The sequence below is a fragment of the Microvirga aerilata genome (genome assembly GCF_016743775.1).
GTDB lineage: Bacteria > Pseudomonadota > Alphaproteobacteria > Rhizobiales > Beijerinckiaceae > Microvirga > Microvirga aerilata.
The window spans coordinates 1-21,132 of record NZ_JAEQMY010000035.1 but is presented as its reverse complement, the minus strand read 5'-3'; the positions used below and the strand labels follow the sequence as shown (position 1 = coordinate 21,132).

The 21,132-nt window shown below is 56.8% G+C and carries 16 protein-coding genes and 1 pseudogene; 15 read left to right on the top strand and 2 right to left on the bottom strand.

The genetic code is table 11. The annotated features are described in order from the left end of the window. Positions 1 to 34: 34 nt before the first annotated feature. The 9 genes from JKG68_RS19570 (at position 35) to JKG68_RS19530 (ending at position 11,442) form a co-directional block, all read left to right on the top strand. Entirely contained in the window at positions 35 to 1,198 is a 1,164-nt protein-coding gene (locus JKG68_RS19570) for a mandelate racemase/muconate lactonizing enzyme family protein (protein ID WP_202062898.1), read from the top strand. A gap of 525 nt (positions 1,199 to 1,723) precedes the next feature. Continuing rightward, on the top strand, positions 1,724 to 3,319 hold the full coding sequence (locus JKG68_RS19565; RefSeq protein WP_202062896.1) for an ABC transporter substrate-binding protein: 1,596 nt from the start codon (positions 1,724 to 1,726) through the stop codon (positions 3,317 to 3,319). A gap of 48 nt (positions 3,320 to 3,367) precedes the next feature. Continuing rightward, positions 3,368 to 4,330 carry an ABC transporter permease gene (locus JKG68_RS19560; protein ID WP_202062895.1) on the top strand — a complete coding sequence of 321 codons (963 nt, stop codon included), beginning with the start codon at positions 3,368 to 3,370 and terminating at the stop codon, positions 4,328 to 4,330. A 1-nt stretch (position 4,331) separates the two neighbouring features. Beyond that, positions 4,332 to 5,171: an ABC transporter permease gene (locus tag JKG68_RS19555; protein ID WP_202062894.1), complete on the top strand. Its 840-nt coding sequence runs from the start codon at positions 4,332 to 4,334 to the stop codon at positions 5,169 to 5,171. After that, positions 5,168 to 6,898, top strand: coding sequence for an ABC transporter ATP-binding protein (locus JKG68_RS19550; protein ID WP_202062893.1), 1,731 nt, complete (start codon positions 5,168 to 5,170; stop codon positions 6,896 to 6,898). The genes JKG68_RS19555 and JKG68_RS19550 overlap by 4 nt, the downstream gene beginning before the upstream one ends. Before the next feature lie 59 nt (positions 6,899 to 6,957). After that, on the top strand, positions 6,958 to 8,517 hold the full coding sequence (locus tag JKG68_RS19545) for an FAD-dependent oxidoreductase (protein ID WP_202062892.1): 1,560 nt from the start codon (positions 6,958 to 6,960) through the stop codon (positions 8,515 to 8,517). Positions 8,518 to 8,523: 6 nt separating this feature from the next. Next, positions 8,524 to 9,465 carry a bifunctional Delta(1)-pyrroline-2-carboxylate/Delta(1)-piperideine-2-carboxylate reductase gene (gene lhpI / locus JKG68_RS19540; RefSeq protein ID WP_202062891.1) on the top strand — a complete coding sequence of 314 codons (942 nt, stop codon included), beginning with the start codon at positions 8,524 to 8,526 and terminating at the stop codon, positions 9,463 to 9,465. Positions 9,466 to 9,917: 452 nt separating this feature from the next. Next, complete coding sequence (locus JKG68_RS19535; protein ID WP_202062890.1) at positions 9,918 to 10,163, top strand: hypothetical protein; 246 nt, start codon at positions 9,918 to 9,920, stop codon at positions 10,161 to 10,163. A 292-nt stretch (positions 10,164 to 10,455) separates the two neighbouring features. Next, positions 10,456 to 11,442, top strand: coding sequence for a DMT family transporter (locus tag JKG68_RS19530; RefSeq protein ID WP_202062889.1), 987 nt, complete (start codon positions 10,456 to 10,458; stop codon positions 11,440 to 11,442). A gap of 90 nt (positions 11,443 to 11,532) precedes the next feature. On the opposite strand, the pseudogene JKG68_RS19525 reads toward JKG68_RS19530, so the two are convergent. After that, positions 11,533 to 12,163 (bottom strand): annotated as a pseudogene (locus JKG68_RS19525) (IS6 family transposase); the annotation flags it as partial. 531 nt (positions 12,164 to 12,694) lie between these two features. On the opposite strand from JKG68_RS19525, the gene JKG68_RS19520 reads away from it, so the two are divergent. From JKG68_RS19520 to JKG68_RS19495, 6 genes are all read left to right on the top strand, one after another. Further along, the gene (locus JKG68_RS19520; RefSeq protein ID WP_246515608.1) at positions 12,695 to 13,444 is read left to right on the top strand and encodes an SGNH/GDSL hydrolase family protein; all 750 of its coding nucleotides are present in this window, start codon (positions 12,695 to 12,697) and stop codon (positions 13,442 to 13,444) included. A 251-nt stretch (positions 13,445 to 13,695) separates the two neighbouring features. Next, the gene (locus JKG68_RS19515) at positions 13,696 to 14,448 is read left to right on the top strand and encodes an ABC transporter substrate-binding protein (RefSeq protein ID WP_202062888.1); all 753 of its coding nucleotides are present in this window, start codon (positions 13,696 to 13,698) and stop codon (positions 14,446 to 14,448) included. 65 nt (positions 14,449 to 14,513) lie between these two features. Continuing rightward, the gene (locus JKG68_RS19510) at positions 14,514 to 15,167 is read left to right on the top strand and encodes an amino acid ABC transporter permease (protein ID WP_202062885.1); all 654 of its coding nucleotides are present in this window, start codon (positions 14,514 to 14,516) and stop codon (positions 15,165 to 15,167) included. A gap of 10 nt (positions 15,168 to 15,177) precedes the next feature. Further along, positions 15,178 to 15,909: an amino acid ABC transporter ATP-binding protein gene (locus JKG68_RS19505; protein WP_202062936.1), complete on the top strand. Its 732-nt coding sequence runs from the start codon at positions 15,178 to 15,180 to the stop codon at positions 15,907 to 15,909. A gap of 13 nt (positions 15,910 to 15,922) precedes the next feature. Next, entirely contained in the window at positions 15,923 to 17,221 is a 1,299-nt protein-coding gene (locus JKG68_RS19500; RefSeq protein WP_202062883.1) for an NAD(P)/FAD-dependent oxidoreductase, read from the top strand. Positions 17,222 to 17,967: 746 nt separating this feature from the next. Beyond that, the gene (locus JKG68_RS19495; protein ID WP_202062881.1) at positions 17,968 to 18,651 is read left to right on the top strand and encodes a hypothetical protein; all 684 of its coding nucleotides are present in this window, start codon (positions 17,968 to 17,970) and stop codon (positions 18,649 to 18,651) included. Positions 18,652 to 19,042: 391 nt separating this feature from the next. Here JKG68_RS19495 and JKG68_RS34565 read toward each other — a convergent pair whose 3' ends face one another. Then, positions 19,043 to 20,935 carry a 5'-methylthioadenosine/S-adenosylhomocysteine nucleosidase family protein gene (locus tag JKG68_RS34565; RefSeq protein WP_202062879.1) on the bottom strand — a complete coding sequence of 631 codons (1,893 nt, stop codon included), beginning with the start codon at positions 20,933 to 20,935 and terminating at the stop codon, positions 19,043 to 19,045. Positions 20,936 to 21,132: the final 197 nt, after the last annotated feature.

Genomic DNA, 21,132 nt, shown 5'->3' with positions numbered 1-21,132 from the left:
ATGGCTCGACAGATCAGGACATAAGTAGGTCGCCATGAAGATCAAATCTGTGCGCATCTATCTCATCGAGAGCGGCGGAATCCGCCCAGTTATTGTGGAGATTTCAACAGGTGAGGGTATCACCGGCCTTGGCGAGGCAGCCGTTGCCTACGGCGCCGGCGCTACAGCTGCTGCAGGTATGTTAAAGGATCTGAGCGAGCGCTACGTGGTTGGCAAGGACCCGTTCCAGATCGAGCGAATATGGTCAGAGATGTACGATCATTCCTTCTGGGCGAAGGGAGGCGGACCGATCGTGTTCGCTGCGATCAGTGCTATCGAGCAGGCTCTGTGGGATATCAAGGCGCGGGCGCTGAGTGTTCCTGTCTATGAACTTCTCGGTGGGAAAGTGCGTGACCGACTGCGGTCCTATGCCAACGGCTGGTACTTTGGCTGCACTAGCAACGCTGATCTCCCAGATGCAGCTGAAAGAACAGTGGCGGACGGATATAGCGCGATAAAGTTCTATCCCTTCGCAACCATTTTGGAAGACGGGCGTCTTCGCCATCCCGACCACCGATCAAGCGAGAAGTCGATTCGCACAGCAGCGGTTACTACGATCGCTAACGTGCGAAAGGCAGTCGGGCCAAAGGTTGAAATCATGCTCGACTTGAGTGGTGGACTTACTCCCGATGAGACAATCCGTTTCTGCCGAGACATAGAGGAGTTCGGGATCACATACGTAGAGGAGCCCGCCGATCCGTTCGACCCGGGTGCGCTACGAAAGATTGCGGCCAGCATCGACCTTCCGATCGCGGTGGGTGAGCGGATCTACACCCGCTACGGCTTTCGGGACATCCTGGAGGCACGGGTTGCCGACATACTACAACCCGATATCGGTAACACCGGTGGGATCTTCGAAGCCAAAAAGGTTGCCGCAATGGCGGAGGCCTACAGCCTCAAGATCCAACCCCATATCTGCGCGAGCGCACTATCAACGGCCGTTGGCATGCACTTTAGCGCGTCGATTCCGAACTTTTACATACAGGAGCATTTCCCGTACTGGTCACGCATTCAGGGGCATTGCGAGGTCCTCGCAGATCCGATCGAACCAGCCGTTCGAGACGGCTACATCCCGGTGCTTGATGCACCAGGCTATGGGGTCACACTACGCCACGAGGCATTGAACCGCTTTCTATGGGCTGAATGCGCGCGTGACTGAAGTGGGGCTACTAACTGTGCAGGTTCCGCTTGAAGGAAGAAATGATCGGCTCTGGAATCGCTTCCCTTCGCGGTGCCGTCAGGATCATGAGTGGCTCATAATGTGGAATGTTCGAGCCGCGCGCCGCACTCGAACGCAAACCTAAATCGACGGGAATGCGAAAGATAAAATGAGTTAAAGCGAAGCAAGCTGCAATCGCATGATGCTGGAAAATGATGCATAGCTGCACATCTGCGATGCAGGTGAGGCATTGATATAGGCTGGAAATAGTCTAGTCGCTGAGAAGTAGTGCAATATGCCGAATTCGAGCTGAGAAGTAGTGTAATATGCTGAATTCGAGGTGTATCAAGCATGCAATTCGTCTTGACAAGTCACCAGAAGGAACTTTCTATGTGCTACAACAGGTTTCGCGGTTAGGGCAAAGCGCCGTTTAACGTCAGACTGCCGAAATCCAGAAAAGCAAACCAACAAAACCAGAGCATCGCGCAACGATGAAGCGCGTCGAACATACGCAGGAGGTCCCCTATGTCCAACGAAGCCGACAAGTCGACTCAGAAAAACAACGCAGCGAAGAGCGGCCTACCTCATCTGAGCAGGCGCATGTTCAACATGGGGCTGCTGTCTAGCGGCATGATCGCCGCGAGCGGGCTTCCGATCATCGGTGCTGCCGTTGCCGCTCCCACGCGCGGCGGCACGGTGCGTCTTGCTCTTGCACAGCAGAGCACAAACGACACATTTGACTCCGCGAAATATGTGACCGGTAACGATTACATCCGCGGCACCAGCGTCTTCAGTTATCTGACGCGCCTTGATGAGCAGGGGAGCCCTCAGCCTGAGGTTGCCCTCTCATGGGAGCCGAATGAGAATGCGACGAGGTGGAGCTTCAAACTTCGTCAAGGCATCACCTTTAGTGATGGCACCAAGTTGACCATAGACGACATCGCGTTCTCTATTTTGCGCCACAAGGAAGACAAGGTCGCCTCAAGCGCGAAGCAGCTTGTGAGCAACATCAAGTCTGTTGCAGCGGACGGCCCAGACACGATGGTGATCGAGCTGGAATCGCCGGATGTTGATTTACCAGTCCTTGTAGGAATTCTGCAGTTCGCAATCGTGAAAAAGGGAACGTACGAATTTGCGAATCCGATCGGAACAGGGCCCTTCGTTGTAAAGGAGTTTCAGCCAGGTATTCGTACGGTCCTGGTGCGAAATCCCACATACTGGAAGGAAGGTCGTCCCTACATCGATCAATTCGAAATGTTCCCAATCCCGGATGCTGCGGCGCGAGCGAACGCGCTTCTCTCTGGCGACGTTGATATGATTATCGAGTTGCGCGGCAGCGGCATTGAAGAGGTTGCGAAGTCGAGTAATGCAAGCGTGTTCGTCACCCCTAGCACGCGCTACACCGCAATCCAGGCTGCCGTTGATCGGGCCCCGTCGAACAACCAAGATCTAAACCTGGCGTTGGCTCATCTCGTAGATCGCAAACGAGTTCTTGATACGGTTTTGCGCGGCTATGGAACCATCGCAAATGATCATCCGATCGGCCCTCAGAGCCCGTACTTCAACACCGCACTCCCGCAGCGAGCTCTCGACACCGACAAGGCGAAATTCCATCTGAAGAAGTCTGGCGTCGGTCAAGCAAAGATCGAAGTTTCGGTAAGCGACGGCGTGCTTTACAGCGTCGATATCGGCCAGCTCATGCAACGGGAAGCTTCACGCGCAGGCCTTAACCTTGAGCTTCGGCGTGAGCCGTCGGACAGTTACTGGAGCGCTGTCGCAGGAAAACGTCCATACTTCGCGACGAATTTCCATCCGCGTCCCACGTACAACATGTTGCTTAATCTCGCGTGGCGGAAGGGGGCCGTATGGAACTTCTCACACTACGAGAACGAAGGCCTCGAGAAGCTCATTACAGAGTCGCGCGCCACACTGGACGCGGCGAAACGTAAGCAGCAGTATGACGAGATTCAGGCCATCATTTATAACTCGGGAGCGATGGTTCTTCCCTGCTTCCTCAGCTATGTCGATGGTATTTCGAACAAGGTAAAAGGCCTGACGCCTGTCCCAGTTGGCAGCCTCGGAGGCTTCAACTTCACAGATCGCATTTGGCTCGAAAGCTGACCTGAATCGGACGGCGGGTAGGTAAAATGGTCTAAGGGAGTTCAGAATTTGCTTTCGTTCATCTTGAAGCGGGTTCTTCAAACCGCCGTGCTGCTACTCGCCGTCTCGGTTCTTGTGTTCATTGGGTGCCAAATCCTGCCCGGTGACGTTGCTCAGGTTGCGCTCGGACAGTTCGCTACAGAGGACAATGTCCGAGCGCTCCGCCTAGAGCTGGGCCTCGATCGCCCTGCCTACGTACAATATTTAAGTTGGCTTGCTGGCATTCTTCAGGGCGACTGGGGACAGTCAATCACCACAAAAACATCGGTCGCCACGATGCTATCGGAGCGTCTTTGGAATACGGGGCTTCTTGCTCTGGTCACGACGATTATCGCGGTGCCTCTCGCCCTGATACTCGGTCTTCTCATGGCTGTCGGGGCCGGACGCACCTGGGACCGAGGCGCCTCAATCGTTGTGCTTGGGCTGTCGGCTACACCGGAGTTTTTGATCGGCACCCTTGCTGTTCTGCTCTTTGCAGTTCAACTGCGCTGGCTGCCCGCAGTTGCTTACCTGAGTCCTGGTGCAGGGATTTCCCAGACGGCCCGTGCTCTTTTCTTGCCCGTTCTGACTCTTGTCATCGTCGTGACCGCGCAGATTGCGCGTATGACCCGGGCTATAATCGCAAACCTCCTCACACAGCCCTTCGTTGAGATGGCCTTTTTGAAGGGCGTGCCGACCCGCCGAGTTGTGGGTGTGCACGCACTGATCAATGCCGTCGGCCCGCTTGCGAACGTTGTCGCTCTTAACATCGCGTATTTGGTGAGCGGTGTTGTCGTCGTTGAGACGATCTTCGCTTATCCAGGCCTTGCGGGCCTTATGATCAATGCAGTCCAAGCCCGTGACCTTCCAGTTGTACAAGCGTGTGCCCTCATCTTCTGCGCCACGTACGTGTTGATGATCCTCCTCGCCGACATTCTAGCTCATGTATATGATCCACGATCAACCGCGCAGACAGCCGAGGTAAAGGTGTAACATGCTCGACGCAGCTGTGGTCCACCGCCGGGAAATGAAGCTGACCCTCTGGATCAGCATGTTCATTATCGGACTATGTACTCTGGTCGCAATCTTCAGTCCTTGGATCATGCCACATGATCCAACGGAGTTCGTTACAGACGAGCCTTTTGGTAGCCCGCAGGTTGGAATCTGGCTTGGCTCGGACTATCTCGGCCGAGACCTTTTCTCACGACTGATCGATGGAACGCGCACGACCCTGGTCATGGCGCTTGCGGCCACCGCTTTGGCTCATCTCCTTGGGGATACGTTGGGCCTTTTGGCTGCTCTGCGAGGAGGGTGGGTAGACGCGGTAATCAGCCGAGTCGCGGACCTGATTCTATCGCTTCCCAAGATTATTGTCGGGCTTGTTGTTGTGGCCGCTCTCGGCCCTTCGATAGTCGTCATCGTGATACTGGCGGCAATCGTCTATGCCGCCGGTGTCTTCCGCATCGCGCGAGCGCTCGGAAGTGACCTGGTGAATATGGACTTTATTAAAGTTGCAAAGTCGCGAGGGGAAGGCACTGGCTGGATTCTATTCGCAGAGATACTTCCTCACGTTGCTCAGCCACTGGCCGCCGATTTCGCGATCCGCATGAGTTTTGCCATTCTGTTCATGAGCAGCCTCAGCTTCCTAGGCTTGGGAGTACAGCCACCGCTCGCTGACTGGGGCGGTCTGGTGCGCGAGAATCTCGGAGGTCTCGCCGCAGGGTCACTTGTTCCTATTTTTCCAGCTATCGCGATCGCGGTGACGTCAGTTGCTCTCAATCTCTTTGTCGACAGCCTTGACGAACACCAGCGCAAGCAGAAGGGCACCCGATGAGCAATTCTGTTCTGAGTATCGAAGACTTGGTTGTTGAGCCGGTATCTGGGGGCCGTCCTGTTGTTGATGGCATTTCGATCTCGGTCGAGCGGGGTGAGGTGTTAGCTCTGATCGGAGCTTCGGGATCCGGGAAAACTACGCTTGCGTTAACAGCCCTTGGCCACCTGCGGCCTGGGCTACGAATCCGGCGCGGCAGTGTTACCCTTGACGGCACTGAAATGCTGCGTGCCGCTCCACAGACATTGAGGTCCCTTAGAGGACGGACGATTGCGTATATCGCGCAGAGTGCGGCGGCAGCGTTCAATCCACGCCTGCGCCTTGATGCGCAAGTCACCGAGGTGTCACGGGTGCATAATACCCGGCCATACAAAGAGGCTCTCCAAGCGGCCCACCGTCTTTACGGCCGTCTCGATCTGCCCAATCCTGAAGTGGTCGGGGGACGCTTCCCGCATCAAGTCTCTGGCGGCCAGCTTCAGCGGTTTATGATCGCGATGGGTCTGCAGGAATCGCCTCTACTGCTTGTCTGCGATGAGCCAACAAGTGCACTCGACGTAACAACACAGGTTGAGGTGCTGCGGGCGCTCAAGCAAGGAATTGCCGACAATAACACTGCAGCTCTGTTTGTCAGTCATGATCTCGCAGTTGTTTCTCAGATCGCGACGAAGATTGCTGTGCTTCGCGCGGGCCGTGTAATTGAGTTTGGAACAGCTCGCGAGATTTTAGACTCACCTAGGGAAGCCTATACTAGGGAGCTCGTCGCGGCGAGCAAGCACATGACGATTGGCTCAGCGGGTGCGGGCCATATCATTGCACCCTCTCCTAGCCATGCGGCAACGCCGCTCCTCACGGTGGAAAAAGTGGTTGCGGGCTTCGGCAAGGTTACCGATGGCGCACCCGCTGTCACAACGCTAAGTGATATTAGCCTCAAACTTCACAAGGGTGAAGTCGTCGGCGTAATCGGTGAGTCTGGCTCCGGTAAGAGCACTCTTGCACGTGTCATAGCTGGCCTACATCCAGCTGCTCAGGGCAAGATCTATATGGATGGAAAGAACCTTGCTGATACTGTAGAACGCCGGACTGTTTCCGAGCGCCAGCGCATTCAGCTCGTCTTTCAGATGGCAGACACGGCGCTAAATCAGAAGCACAGTGTCGGTCGTATTCTTGGACGGGTTTTGAAGTTCTTCCATGGAACGTCCGGCCGCGCACGCGAGGCTCGAGTCGCCGAATTATTGAAAATGGTGCAGCTGCCGCCGGAATATGCAAATCGTTTGCCGAGCCAGCTCTCCGGTGGTGAAAAGCAGCGTGTAAATCTTGCCCGTGCCTTGGCTGCGGAGCCGGAAATTTTGATCTGCGACGAGATTACCTCTGCTCTCGACACAATTGTAGCAGAGTCGATTATTCAGTTGGTGGAGGACCTAAGCAAGAAACTTCGGCTGGGCATTATCTTCATCAGTCATGATCTCGCAACCGTGTCGACTCTTGCCCAGGAGGTCACAGTCCTTCGACATGGGCGTATTGTCGAGAGTGGTCCGACGCAAATTGTACTCTCATCACCCAAGGATCCGTATACGCAGCTCCTCGTTAGCTCAGTTCCGCAGGCGCGCCCCGGGTGGTTAGAAGAGGCTATCGCGACGCGCAATCGACTGCGGCATGCCCTCGAAACGGATGTACTCACTCCTGTCTCTGTATCTGAAGGATCACGTTCAACGCTGGCCGTCAGTTCATAGTTCTAGGTCGCGTGCCAAGCGAAAAATCTCTGGTAAAGTTTAGACGTGGATGTGAGATCATGCGAGCACCGCTGTCCAGTCTTGAGCAACGATCTTACGACGCGATTGTAATCGGAGGCGGCGCGGCAGGGGCAAGCAGCGCGCAGCATCTTGCGTCTCAAGGTTACAGTACTCTGCTCGTTGACCAAGGAGATTTCGCGAGTGGCACCAGCAGTCGCTCGAGCCGATTGCTCTATTGTGGTCTTGCCTACTTCTCTCCAGACTATGAGCTTTGGCGCTTCGCCTACCGCCCACGTGACCTGCTGACCCGGGTCAGAATGGCGAAGCTCGCAATGGAATGCCGCACGCAGCTCATGAGGACTATGCCGAAGCGGCTGAACAAGCATACGTTCTTTTTCCCCGTCTACCGTGACAGTAAGTATCTAGGATGGAAGGTCGACCTTGGCTACAAGGCGCTCGGTCTGTTCGGATCTCGAGATGCGCCGCTTAATTACCGCCGAATACCCGCGGAGGCCGCGGCCGATCAATTTGGCTTGATCCGGCTGATGGATAGGAGCCGCTTGGAGAGCGTCGGCGTTTTCACCGAGTACCAGTTCAATTGGGCTGAACGGATTTGTGTGGACACGGTCCTCGATGCCGAGCGATGCGGAGCGACTGTCCGTAACTATACAAAAGCGGTCAAACTGGAGCGAATGCCTGGCTCCTCCTGGCAAGTCACGCTTGAGGATACCCAGATGACGGGATCGACTGCACAGGTGCGTGGGGGTATCCTGATCAATGCCGCCGGTCCATGGGCGGACCAAGTGAACGCCCAGGCAGTGCGGAGCCCACGTAAACGCCTCGTCGGTATCAAGGGCGTAAATATCATGGTGAAACTCCCGGACGGGTGTCGCGGGTTGGGAATGGAGACAATCAGCAGCATCGGGCAGCCATTTTATTGCATGCCTTGGGGTAAATACCATTTCTTCGGTCCAACCGAGACTGTCTTCGATGGTAATCCGGAAGATGTCCGAGTTCTGCCCGAGGAGGTCGCGTTTATCCTGAATGAAGCGAATACGGTGTTCCCAAGTCTCGCACTCAGCCAGAAGGATATCATCTATAGCTGGTCTGGCGTTCGGCCACGTACGGCAAGCACGGGCCATGAGGGTGTCAAGTCGCTGACCATTCATGACATGAGCGATGATGGTATGCCAAATGCACTGACTGTCACCGGCACTCCCATCATGCTGCACCGCCACGCAGGGCGTGCAGTGGTCAGCAAGGTCAAGCAGATGAGGCGACCATCCCAGCAAGGAAGGACTTTATCATACGGGGCAAAGCTGCCTCCTGATAATCAAAATTCCCTCCCAATTTCCTATGATTATCCAGAAGTGAAAGTTGCCGACCTGCGTCACGCAGCGGCTCATGAACACGTCGAGACACTTGTTGATCTTCTGTTTCGCCGTGTATCGCTCGGCTGGGCAGGCGACATGGGTCTGTCTTCCGCGCGTGCCGCCGCAGAGGCTATCGCTGATATTGTTGGATGGGATGACGAACGAGTGACGGCGGAGGTGCTGGGCTACGCGCGTTTCGTGCAGGAGCATTTCAACCCGGCTCAACCTGCATCAGCTTTAGGCTGATTCAACATGCGTTTTGTCGGGGCGGAGCTTGTTCATGGACTGCTTGATTGGACAAGCACAATTGCTGCGCTGCGGGAAGCTCATCGCGGCGAGGTTCCGGAAACGGGACGGGTCACCCTCAAAGAAGATCGCGCAGAGGGTCAGCCAAACATCCTTTTAACGATTCCAGCTTGGCAGCCCGGGAGGGCTCTTGGAGCTAAGCTTGTTACATCTTTTCCAGGGAATATGGAAAACCATGGCGTTCCAACGGTGAACGCACTCTACGTGGTTTTTCATCCAGTTACGGGCGTGCCCCTGGCCATCATCGATGGTGAGGCTCTAATCTTCCGCAAAACAGCGGCCGACTCAGCCCTGGGAGCGAGTTATCTTGCTCGAAAGGATGTTCAAACGCTCCTGATGGTTGGAGCTGGAGCACTGGCACCCTACCTTGTCCGTGCTCACATCAATGTTCGTCCCTCCTTGCGGCGTGTATGCGTCTGGAATCGTACCTATCAGCGGGCGGAGGCGCTCTCGACCCAGCTGCGAGCTGAAGGTATTGATGCAGAGGTAGTAGACGATCTCAAAAGCGCCATCAGTGCCGCAGATGTAATATCGAGCGCGACGATGTCCGAAGAGCCCCTGATCAAGGGTGAGCTTGTAAAGTCGGGCACTCACGTGGACCTTGTAGGATCGTTTACTCCGTCTATGCGGGAGGCGAACGACGAGATGCTAAGGCGAGCCCGGATATTCGTCGATACATATGGCTGTCTTGAGCGTTCAGGGGAGTTCACAGGGCCCATTGCGCGTGGGGTAATCTCGGCAAGCGATATCCAAGCCGATTTATTCGCGTTTTGCACTGGACGGCACGCCGGGCGTGAGTCTGTTAACGAAATTACCTTGTACAAGAATGCAGGCGCTGGCCACCTCGACCTTTTCATCGCGCATTACCTCATGGAACGCCTCGGCTAGTTGCTTGAGAACTGGGCAGCAGGAGGGGCTCCCCTGTTAAGGTCATATGTCTAGCGTAGAGGTAACGCGTTATAAAGAAACAGTATTATTTGCTGCAGTTTAGCCTTGAATCGCATCAAATCATGATCCTTGTGTCGGCGGTTTAGATCCCTCCAGGCCCACCACCCACTGGTCCATTCAAGCACAAGGCCGAACCGATCGCCTGGTGTATGCTGCGTAAGAGCCGAGACTTGCTGTCATCACCAAGACTGATCCTCACCACCCCGAAAAGCCACCCTCGTGGAGTACAATGGCTACCAGATCCGGCTTAGCCGAGGTGGTTTGGATTCGATGGCCTTCGTGACTCAGCCCAAGCAGCGCCCGACCCTGATTATGGTACCGGATCGTGAGGCTGCTCTTATTGAAGCATATGAGTGGAACAAGGCATTGTTAGCTTCCGCTGAGGATCCGGCATGACCTACAGTCTGATCCAGCTCGCACCTGGCGCCTATGACCTGCTTCTGAATGGTGAGGTGATGGGCAGCGTCGTCAGAAACGGGTCCCAACAGCCCTACACGTGGACAGCGGAACTGCTCGAGGCTCTACCACGAAGCAAGAGACCGGCTCCCTTCAAAGAGATCGAACATGACTTCCCAACCCTGGAAGAACTCCGCAACTGGCTTGGTAACCCAGCGGTGAAAAGCAACTCCGGGAAATGACTGGAGGTCCGCAGCGCCTGATCATACCGTCCCATTGCCATCTGATCCGCCCCTAAGGGTGACAGCATCAGATGGTGAAACTGCTGGCGCCATTTGCGTCTTGGTTTAGGTCTCAAACACCAGCTGGCCACAGGGCGTCGAAGCCGCAGCGCGACCTCCATGCGCCGAGCGCGGGGGTAGCCCGCGCAAGAGGAGGGGATCAATTCATGCAACTTTCAGCGGTACCGAGTAATGCTGCTGTTCAACAGAGCGCGTGAAGCCCCATGCTCTCGCCGAGATCCTTCCAGCACACATGAGCCCTCCTCACTCTTCGTCCGCCGCGGCGGATTGTTCCTTAATCGCCGAAGCCGGCCCCGCGAGATCCGGCGCAAGGAGCGGTGCTCCTGCCAAAGACGCGACCTTCGCCGCCATTGGCCTGGCTCTCCTGTCGACCATCTTCTTCGCCATGGGTGATGTCGCCGCCAAGGTCCTGACAGGCACCCTGCCTGCAATCGAAGTCACCTGGCTGCGCTACGTTGTCTTCTGCCTGCTGGTCGTGCCGACTGTCTTTGTCGCCCGCGGCGCGAGGGTGATGCAAACGCCGCGCCTGCGGCTCCAGATCATCCGGGCGCTGGCCGTGGCGGGCTCAGCCGTTCTTTTCATCCTTGGACTGGGGCACCTCCCAGTAGCCGAGGCAACAGCGATCAACTTCATCTCACCGATCTTCATCACCGCCCTATCCATCCCGCTTCTCGGAGAGAAGGTGGGCATCCGGCGCTGGGCCGCGGCAGCGGTGGGCTTCCTTGGCGTGATGCTCGTGGTTCAGCCCGGCGGCTCGGCCTTTCAAGTGGCCGCCCTGCTGCCGATTGGCGCGGCCCTGGCGTGGGCTATAGCTGCTATCGCTACCCGCCTGATGAGCTCTGAACGACCCGAGGCAACCCTGGCGTGGTCGGCCGTGGTTGGGCTGCTCGCCCTGACAGCCTTTGTGCCGTTCCACTGGCGCACACCCACTGCTGGAGAGATCGGCTTGGCGGTGCTGATGGGCAGCTTCTCGACCATAGGCCACTGGCTCATCATCCTGGCCTACCGCAGGGCCGCAGCGTCCACCATCGCGCCGTTTTCTTACGTCCAGCTTCTGTTCGCTGGACTGCTCGGCTTTGCTGTCTTCGGCACCGTCCCGGGAGCCATGACCCTTTTTGGTGGGCTGGTCATTGCGGCAAGCGGCCTCTATACGGCCCACCGTGAACGCATCAGGGCCAGGGAAGCGAGGCTTGCCGCTGCCGAGATCCGAGGCCGTTGAATTGCGGCTCACGGCACCTGATGGCTCTGGCTGGGAGGCTTGACGCAGCCGACAGCGGGAGGATGAAAGCAAGCCAGTGCCGATGCCAGTCACCTCAGCCCAAGCCCTGAAGGCTTGGGTTCGGGACGTGCGCTGCTCGGCAGCATTGGCGTTGACAGGACGACGGAAGCGGTTTGCGATCTGATCGTGGACTGATAGAAAGCGTTGCGTCTGCCCGGCTGACTTGAAGCGCTTCATGCTGCCCTCCCGTCGTCGGGTCGGCTGATGGCTAGTCTCCGCCCTGTGGTTCAAGCCCCGATGCTGGCGAGCTTGTCCGTGATCATCACGCGCGGTGCGATGCCCTGCTTCTTGAGCAGCTTGCGCAGCAGCGGCTTGGCTGCCTTGGCACTGCGACGGCTTTGAACCAGGATGTCGAGCACGACACCATGCTGGTCCACCGCTCTTCAGAGCCAATGCTTTCGGCCTGCAATGCGGATCACCACCTCGTCTATATGCCACTTGTCTCCCAAAAGCGGCGGCGGATCTGGTTGGCAAAGCTCTGGCCGAACTTCAGCGCCCACTGCCGCACGGTCTCATGACTGACCAAGATCCCTCGGGCGGCCAGCATCTCCTCGACCATACGCAGACTGAGCGGAGATCGGAAATACAGCCACACAGCATGGCTGATCACCTCAGCCGGAAAGCGGTGACGGGCATAGCGGGGATGATGGGTCGGTTTCATCCTCCGGTTATGCTCAGGTCCAGTCACCGGCGCGTTATCCTGACGGTGCCCTCCTGAGACCTAAGCTCGAAGGCAGCAATCCTCATCGAACCGGATGTTCCGAAAACGCACGGAATCTCGGTCCCTGGCCCAAAGCCGACCATCCTGTGGTTGGAGCATATGTCTGGACCAAGGATGGAATATTACTGGCGCTGAATTCCATAGCCCAGACGGTGAATCTCTTTTGATTTTTCCGAGTCATTGGCGAACGGCTGGGGCTCCTGTCAGGGTGTGTTTGATTGGATACTTGCAGGAACAGCGCGGATATCTGGAGGCTCATCTTCCGAATACGACCAATCGCAGTCCCATCCGGCTCCACAGAGAGGCTTACGCGAGATACACGGCTGTCTTCCTGAGTGCATGAGCCAAAAGTACGATTGTGTTATTCGCAACTCTGCCATGAGACGCAGTCCCTGTTCAGAGACACCTTCGGCAGGCTCATCTGTCGATTGTCAGACCGAACCCATGGTTGGCAACAAGGAGGAAACCTACATGTCTCCCACCCGACGCAGTCTCGTCGGCGCACTCACGGCAGTCGCGCTGCTGGCTGGAAGCATGGCGCACGCCGCCGATGGAGCTGCCAAACGCATCATGGTGTACGGCGACTCCAACACCTGGGGCTTCATCCCAGTCGAAAGCGGCTCGACCACGCGCTATCCCAAAGACGTGCGCTGGCCCGGCGTCCTGCAGGCAACACTTGGATCAGGCTACGAGATCATCGACGAAGGGCTGAGCGCCCGTACAACCGATGTCCCCGATCCGACACTGCCCCACATCTCAGGTGCTGGTCTCGATGGATCTGCCTACCTGTCCTCGGCTCTTGCTACGCACCAGCCGCTTGATCTCGTAGTCATCATGCTTGGCACCAATGACGTGAAGAAGATGTTTGACCGTTCGCCATACCGGATCGCGCTTGGCATGGGCAAGCTGATCGACATCGTGGCGCAGACCAAGGGCGGGGTCGGAACATCATATTCTACTCCCAAAATTCTAGTTCTCGCTCCGCCTCCGCTTGGAAAATTGTTCCCTGAAGGGCGCGCCGAAAGGTTCGCCGGCGGTGTTGAGAAGACGAAGGCGCTTCCAGCTTACTATGAGGCGATTGCAAAAGCGGCAGGAGCCGAGTTCCTTGATGTCGGCAAACTGACAACGACTGACGGCATTGATGGTGTTCACCTAAGCCCAGAGGCTCACAAAGCCATTGGCACCGGTGTTGCCGAGAAGGTCAAGGCGATCCTGCAGTAGGATCTGTGCCGTGAAGGGCAGTTCATCACAGGGTGAGCTGCCCTAGTCTCCGGTCTGCTAGTGACAGCGGCCTCTTTCCCTGGCCGTTTGTTCGCTTTTAGACTAGGCTAATCCCGCATCCCTCCTCTTCAGATCTCCAAGTCTTCATCGTCGCGAAAAAAACATTGCGGACAAGCTAAGGCTATGCAGAAATCTTCATACCAGTGAAGGTTGGGCAGCGGCCCGAACCAACAAAACCAGGGAGGCCCCTAATGTTGTTGCGCTCGTTGATCGCCGCCGGCGCGATTCTCGTCTCGCTTGCGCTGCCCGCAGCCGCCCAGCAAACCCTTAAGGTCGGCTCGACCCCGACTGGTATCCCGTTCACCTTCCTGGACACCCAGTCGAACACGATCCAGGGTGTCATGGTGGATCTGATCACCGAAATCGGCAAGGACGCCGGCTTCGGGGTTCAGGTGGAGCCGATGCAGTTTTCTGCGCTCATCGGCTCACTCACCTCGAACCGCATCGATATTATCGCGGCAGCGATGTACATCACCGAGCCTCGCAAGCAGCAGATCGATTTCTCGGCCCCGGTCTACACCTATGGGGACGGGCTGTTCGTGCCCAAGAGTGACGTCAAGGAATATGCGTCGCTTCAGGACCTGAAGGGCCTCACCGTCGGAGTCCAGGTCGGCACAGCCTATGTGGAGCCGCTGCAGAAGAGCGGGCTCTTCCCGGAAGTGAAGATCTACGAAACGATCCCGGACATCATGCGCGATGTGAACGCCGGCCGCATTAAAGCCGGATTCGCTGATCTACCCATCGTCGCCTATAACCTCCAGCAAGGCCGCTTTCCCGAGGTGCGGCTCGTGAAGGGTTACAAGCCCATGGTGGTGGGATCCGTGGGCATCGGGGTGCGTAAGAGCGACAGCGAGCTGCTGCGGAACATCGACGCGTCATTGGCAAAGCTCAAGCAAAACGGCACGGTGGCCAAGGTTCTCACCAAGTGGGGGCTCCAGGAGTAGTGCCCGCCGGGGGGCGCCCTCCGCCGCACCCCTCCAAATACGCCTGCTCCTGCCGCTAGGTCCCCATGCAAGGCTTCTTAAAGGACTCTATCGAGTTCCTGCCCATCCTCCTCCAGGGCCTGCGCCTCACCCTTATCGTGACGGCCGGGTCCCTTGTGCTCTCGACCGCACTTGGCCTTCTCTGGGCGCTCATGCGGGTGTCGGGAGTGCCGATCCTCGCGGGCATTTCCAAGACATTTGTGAACACGATCCGGGGCATTCCGATCATCGTGCAGCTCTTTTACATCTACTTCGTCCTGCCAGACCTTGGCATCTCACTCACAGCGGTGCAGGCCGCAATCATCGGGCTCGGGATCGCCTACTCCGCCTATCAGTCGGAGAACTTCCGAGCCGGTATTGAGGCGATTGACCGTGGACAGGTGGAGGCGGCCCAAACCATCGGCATGGGCTGGGGACTCACAATGCGGCGAGTGATCCTGCCTCAGGCGTTCAAGATCGTGCTCCCGCCCTACGGCAACATCATGATCATGATGCTGAAGGACTCGTCCCAGGCCTCCACGATTACGGTTGCGGAGCTTGCGCTTCAAGGCAAGCTCATCGCCTCCTCGACCTTCCAAAATACGACCGTCTTCACCCTTGTGGCGCTGCTGTACCTGTGCATGAGCATCCCGTTGATCCTCCTCGTCGGCCACCTCGAGCGGCGTTTCGGACTGAGGTGACGCGATGCCGATGATTGAGCTCGACAACGTTCACAAGAGCTTCGGGGCGAACCGCGTCATCCGGGGAATCACGACCCACGTGTCGAAGGGCGAGGTCGTGTGCATCATCGGCCCTTCAGGATCGGGCAAGAGTACAATCCTACGGTGTATTAACGGTCTGGAGGGCTACGATTCTGGCTCGATCCGGTTTGAGGGCATCCCGGTGAACCGGACAGCAAAGTCCATAACCGCCGTGCGTACCCAGGTCTCCATGGTCTTCCAACGCTTCAACCTCTTCCCGCACCGCACTGCGCTAGAGAACGTTATCGAGGGTCCCATCTTTGTAAAACGCGAGCCAAGGGCGGATGCACAGGCGCATGGGCGGCTCCTCTTGGAGCGCGTAGGGCTCGCGGACAAGGTTGGGGCTCATCCGCACGAGCTCTCCGGCGGACAGCAGCAGCGGGTCGCGATCGCCCGTGCGCTGGCGATGCGACCGAAGGCGATTCTCTTCGATGAGCCCACCTCCGCCCTAGACCCAGAACTCGTAGGCGACGTGCTGGCCGTCATGCGGTCGCTCGCCGATGAGGGCATGACCATGGTGGTGGTCACGCATGAAATCGGATTCGCCCGCGAGGTCGCCGACCGTGTGCTCTTCCTCGATGGCGGTGTTATCGCCGAGGAGGGCCCCGCCGCCGAAATATTAACGGACCCGCGCAATCCTCGGACTCAGGATTTCTTGCGGCGCGTGCTGAAGCCTCTCTGAAAGGTCTTTCCCGATGACCGAGCCGTTTCCCTTAAGCCCCTCTCTTTGGGCCGCAACAGCGCCGCCGGCACCCGAGACACCGCCGATTGAGGCTGACGCTCGGGCCGACATATGCGTGATCGGGGCCGGCTATGCCGGACTTTCGACTGCGCTCCACCTCGCCGAGCAAGGTGTCGACGTGACCGTACTGGAGGCGCATGAGCCGGGCTGGGGCGGATCCGGCCGCAACGGCGGCCAAGTCATTCCAGGGCTGAAATACGACCCTCGTGAGCTTCGCTCCATGCTCGGCGAGGAGGTCGGGGATCGCTTGGCGAATTTCGCCGGGAGAACAGCCGATGCGGTGTTCGACCTCATCGCCAAACACCGGATGGAGGTGCCGCATCTGCGCCAAGGGTGGATCCAGGGTGCGCATACCCCCGAAAGCGTCGAGACCGTCCGCCGACGTGCCGCGGACTGGGCGGAACGAGGCGCGCCGGTCGAGTTCCTGGACCGGACCGCCACGGAGGCTCATCTCGGCACAGGCCAGTATGAGGCGAGCTGGCTCGACCGGCGAGGCGGGGCGATCCAGCCGCTCGCCTATGCCCGCGGCCTCGCTCGCGCCGCGTTGCAGGCGGGCGCGCGCATCTATGGGCGCAGCCCAGCGACACGCCTCGTCCGGAAAGGCGGACGCTGGCACGTGACTGTGGCTAATGGGAGGACTGTTGAGGCCGAGCGGGTGGTGCTGTGCACGAACGGCTACACGGGCGACCTCGTGCCGGGGCTCAGGCAGACGATCATTGCCCCGAACTCCTTCCAAGTCGCCACTGCTCCCCTGTCCGACAACCTGCGCCGGTCCATCCTTCCTCATGGCCAGGTCTGTTCGGATACTCGAAAGCTTCTTCTCTACTTCCGGCTTGATCACGAAGGACGTTTGATCATGGGCGGGCGTGGTCCCTTCCGGGAACCTACCTCCGCCGCTGACTGGGCGCACCTGGAGCGGGTCGTGGTCAAGATGTTCCCGCGCCTCGCTGGGGTGCCGTTCCAACACCGCTGGTGCGGGCGCGTAGCGCTCACCCGAAACTTCCTGCCCCATCTCCACGAGCCCCAGCCCGGGCTCCTCGTCGACATCGGCTGCATGGGGCGTGGCGTGGGTCTCCAAACCGCTATGGGAATTCGGATGGCGGAATATATTTCGACGGGTCGGCCGGATACTCTGCCTTTCCCGGTGGTGCCGATGAAGCCACTTCCCTTCCACGCTCTTCACCGGGCCTACGTGTCCGCCATCATTACTTGGTACAGGATGACGGATGGTGGTGTGCGGCAGAGCGCATGATCCCACGCGAGAGCGTGGGCGGATCCGGAAGCGGGCCGCCGCGCTTGCGCGGCAGGACTGGGGTTTCGAATTTGGCTGTTGGCGGAACTCGAGGCGGTCACATGCTGGTCAAGAAGGGGCAGGCCTGATCTAAGGACCCTGACCTCATCGGCCATTCAAAGAGATTCTGGCGGCGCAAAGCGGCGGGAGCTTTGATAACTGGGTTCGCCAGGACGAGCACCTCGACGCTCTGTTCATCGGCGCTGGCATCCGTGCTCGGTTCTCCCCCAGAGGAGCTTCGGGTTGGGCGATGCGACATAGCATGCCGCTGCATTTGAAAAGCCAGCTGAAACATAGTTTAGTCAAACCAAGCTTAGCAATACTAAACACAACCGTTAGCTTAAGCGTATACAGCCGAGCTTCAGCTCGGCTGTATACGCTTAAGTGCCGTACCATCCGGCGTTAATGCTAAGCTGATATTTAGCAAAGCTAAGAAAGCTCACCGTTTTGTAAGTTTTGCCGAGCTTTTCCGTCAGCGAAGCTGGCAGTTATTGACTGGTTTGGCAATTTTGTTGTTGCAATGCGCTAGCATAATGTTATAATAGGTAATCATCCAGCATGGCCATGTACAATGGCTGTGCAATTAGAGGAGGTAACCATGAGCTAAGCGCGGCCATTCCACTCGAACTAACTGCATTTGGATCGAACAAGTTCAACGCACCAGTCACGGGCCCCATCGGGGCCCTTGGTGTTTCAGGAGTTCTATCATGAATCGAACTGCTACTTCTAAGTCTCGTAAAGCTGAACCAGCTGTGCTCATCTTTGGTCTGAACGGCGATCAACCTTGTGGCGCCCGGTTGACCCAAAGGGATGCCGATCGGTTAGTGCCAACATCACTCGCCAAAAACCAACGTGTCGTGTTGCTGACTGAAGATGTTCAGAAAGCTTATGCGGTTGAACTTTCGCGCGGACATATCCCGAAGCAGGGCAATGTTGATCTCCCTACCATTGATCGTGGGCTGTACAACGAGCTGGAACGTGCATTCTCGGCTCAATCTCTGAGTGGTGGCCATCGTGATGACGAGAAAACCACCTTGCCGGGAACTGGCGGCGAGCCATTGGATCCAACAATCCTAGACTCAGAGCCGGCAACGCCTCAACACGAAATGGTTGCTGATACCCAGCCGGACGATCAGCCCGTGCCAGTACGTACGGCCCAGGATTCCGCTCGGAATGTGCCTGCTCCCATAGAGCGCCCTGTTGACTGGGATGAGATCAGGATCGGCTCGCTCGTGCTTGCGTATGATCCGGTCAATGAAGGGTGGTACGAGGCGATTGTGCTCATGCCGCACGGTGACCAATGGCTGTTGAAGTGGCGTGACTATCCGTCGGAAGGCACAGTGGCGCGCGGTCGCTCCCAAATTGCGCTGATGTATCCAAACGCAGCATGAGCTAAGGCCAGCGCCCGGATCCCTTAGTAGGACTCGGGCGCTATCACGCTTACTTGACCAGAAGGGTCAAAGACAGTGCCTTCTTGGACCAAACCAGTGTCACTTCAGGATCAACGCTTAGATCGAATGCAGCATCAGCAGCCCGCATTGGCCTTCATGTTACGCATTAACCGACCCAACGGGTTACGTCACCTCAGGGTATACCTTGATGTTAAAGCTTACTGGTCGGTCAGATCAGTCTGCTTGCAGTGTTTACCACCTGTTCGATATGGAAAAGCTATTATAGCGGTGTCTTTCTCTGAACAGGAATGAAGTTTAGGGCCACCCCAAAACCAACAGGTTTCAAGAGTCTACATTCATTATTGCCGCAACGATCTAAGACGTGCAGTCATCAATCCGGAAACCATTCGGAAGGCATGTGCTCGATAAGAGCACGCGCATAAGCTGCTGCAACTAAAGCAGCGTACTCCTGCCAATCGTTATTTTTGAAAGCATCACAGTAGTCACATATGCCCCTAATAACAAATATGTCTTTTGATTGAGCCCAAGCAGCGGTTTGCAAACCACTTGCTTCCATCTCGATAGCTCTCACGCCAAGTGCATCCCGAAGGTGATCTCGCATCTTCGGATCCTTCTGCAAAGTGTCAGCAGCGCCGATCACACCACCATGGATCAATGGCTCATCAACAACACGGCCCGACTGGTTCGGATGGTTTATGGCAGTCCCATCAGCATTGTGAAGAACATCCTTATCTGGAGAGGGACGCGCAAAATTATCTGAAAGCTTACCCTGCCCAAACCGGATATAGTCGATCCAAGGTTTCTTTCGAGCTAGAATACCCGCTTCCAATCCTCGTTGTGCGGCAAGTAGGCGAGCTGATGGTGCTTGGATACTGCCCCGGATCTCACTACCCTCTGTTGTAGCTTTCACATTATCGTAACCGATAATCCCTTTTGTAGAGGTGACTACATCTCCTAGTCTGACATGCTCCTCAGGCTTTTGTTCATTCGGGCACCCTCCTGCAATGCCGACCATCACAATATGCTCAATCTGAGAAAAGGTTCTAAGAGCATTTGCGGCAACAGATGATGAGTTATCATTTCCCATGCCAGAAGAAGTAACGAGAACCGATCTTCCGCCAGATGATTTCTTGGAATCTGGAAAGCTGCCAACCGAATAGATGTTAGGATCACCGGCTCTTCCGATTTGGACTGGCTCGGTGTCGAACATTGCATTGAAGGCAGCGAGCTCTTTCGGCAGGGCTACTACCACGAGAACACGCGCACGTTCCGCCTCAACGTCTGGGTTGTTAGCTTGTTTCTTTGCGCTGCCTCGCGCCTTGCTAGTGCTTGGGTTCTGCAACAATGGTCTGCTCTCTTCTTCTATGTCACCGAATAAACTCTCCTGTTCCTGATTCAAGGAGATGAGTTTCAACTCGCGGTACAGGTCGGTCTTATGCGATGCTGCCTCTAACCTAGCTCTGAGAAGTGAATTTGGTCTGGCGGACTCAAAACTCTGAATGACGGTTTGTCGATATGTTGGAAGAACATCTGCGTTAGCCGCCATATGCTCCAAGAGAGCTTGCCGTACACCGTCGTTCTCCTCGGTAACAAACCAGTCGAGAACAAGTTGATCGAGCCCGTCGAAGCGGAGATCTTTGATTCCTACAGCGAGACCCTCCCGAACTTCGGTTTGGGAGTCTCGTGAGCCTTGCACCAGTTGCTCATAATATCTTTTGGCATCCGCTTCCTGAGATGTAATCAAGCGATAAATGTATTTCCTGACATTCGGGCGCTGGGCTTCAATGTCCTTCAAAGGGATGCGTAGATGACGTAACCCAAGTTTTGGGTTTTCATATGTCGCCCATACTGAGTACTGCGCAACCAGCCTATCGTCGTGTCCGTTTAGAGCACCGATTACCGCTGCATTTTTGTGGTTAAGAGAGAAGAGATTTTCGGGGGCCTTCCCGAGTCCGATCAATAATCCGACCAGTCGCAAGTCTGCCGCACTCGCGTAATCAATATCTACCCTGCTCTGTCGTAGCTCTTGCTTGAAGTTGTCGTTTTGTTGGGCGGCGGCGAAAAGTATACCACCTTCTAGCGGCATATCATGGATGTGGAAAAAGGTACGAGCTTCGTCAGCGTCGAGGACGGCTGCGAGAGCCGACACTCCAGCAGCAAAAATATCTGCATCATCGCGGTTTGCTACAACAGCGTCCCGAATTGCAGATAACTGAGCTTTAGTACCGATCAGTGCAAGGGCATTTAGGGACCAACGACGCACGCTGGGTGCTTGATCGTGCAGGAGGCCAATCAAGACCGTGATAAATCGGTTTGTCCTTCGAAGTTGACGGCCTGCGCGGTAGTGCTTGCAGAGGCGTTCAAGGCCCTGTTCTCGATGAGACGTAAGCGCTGTTCTCAGGCCACGGCCTTGAGGTCTGGCGCAGTGGCGTAGGCCCACGGCAGCAGATCATCGAGGCG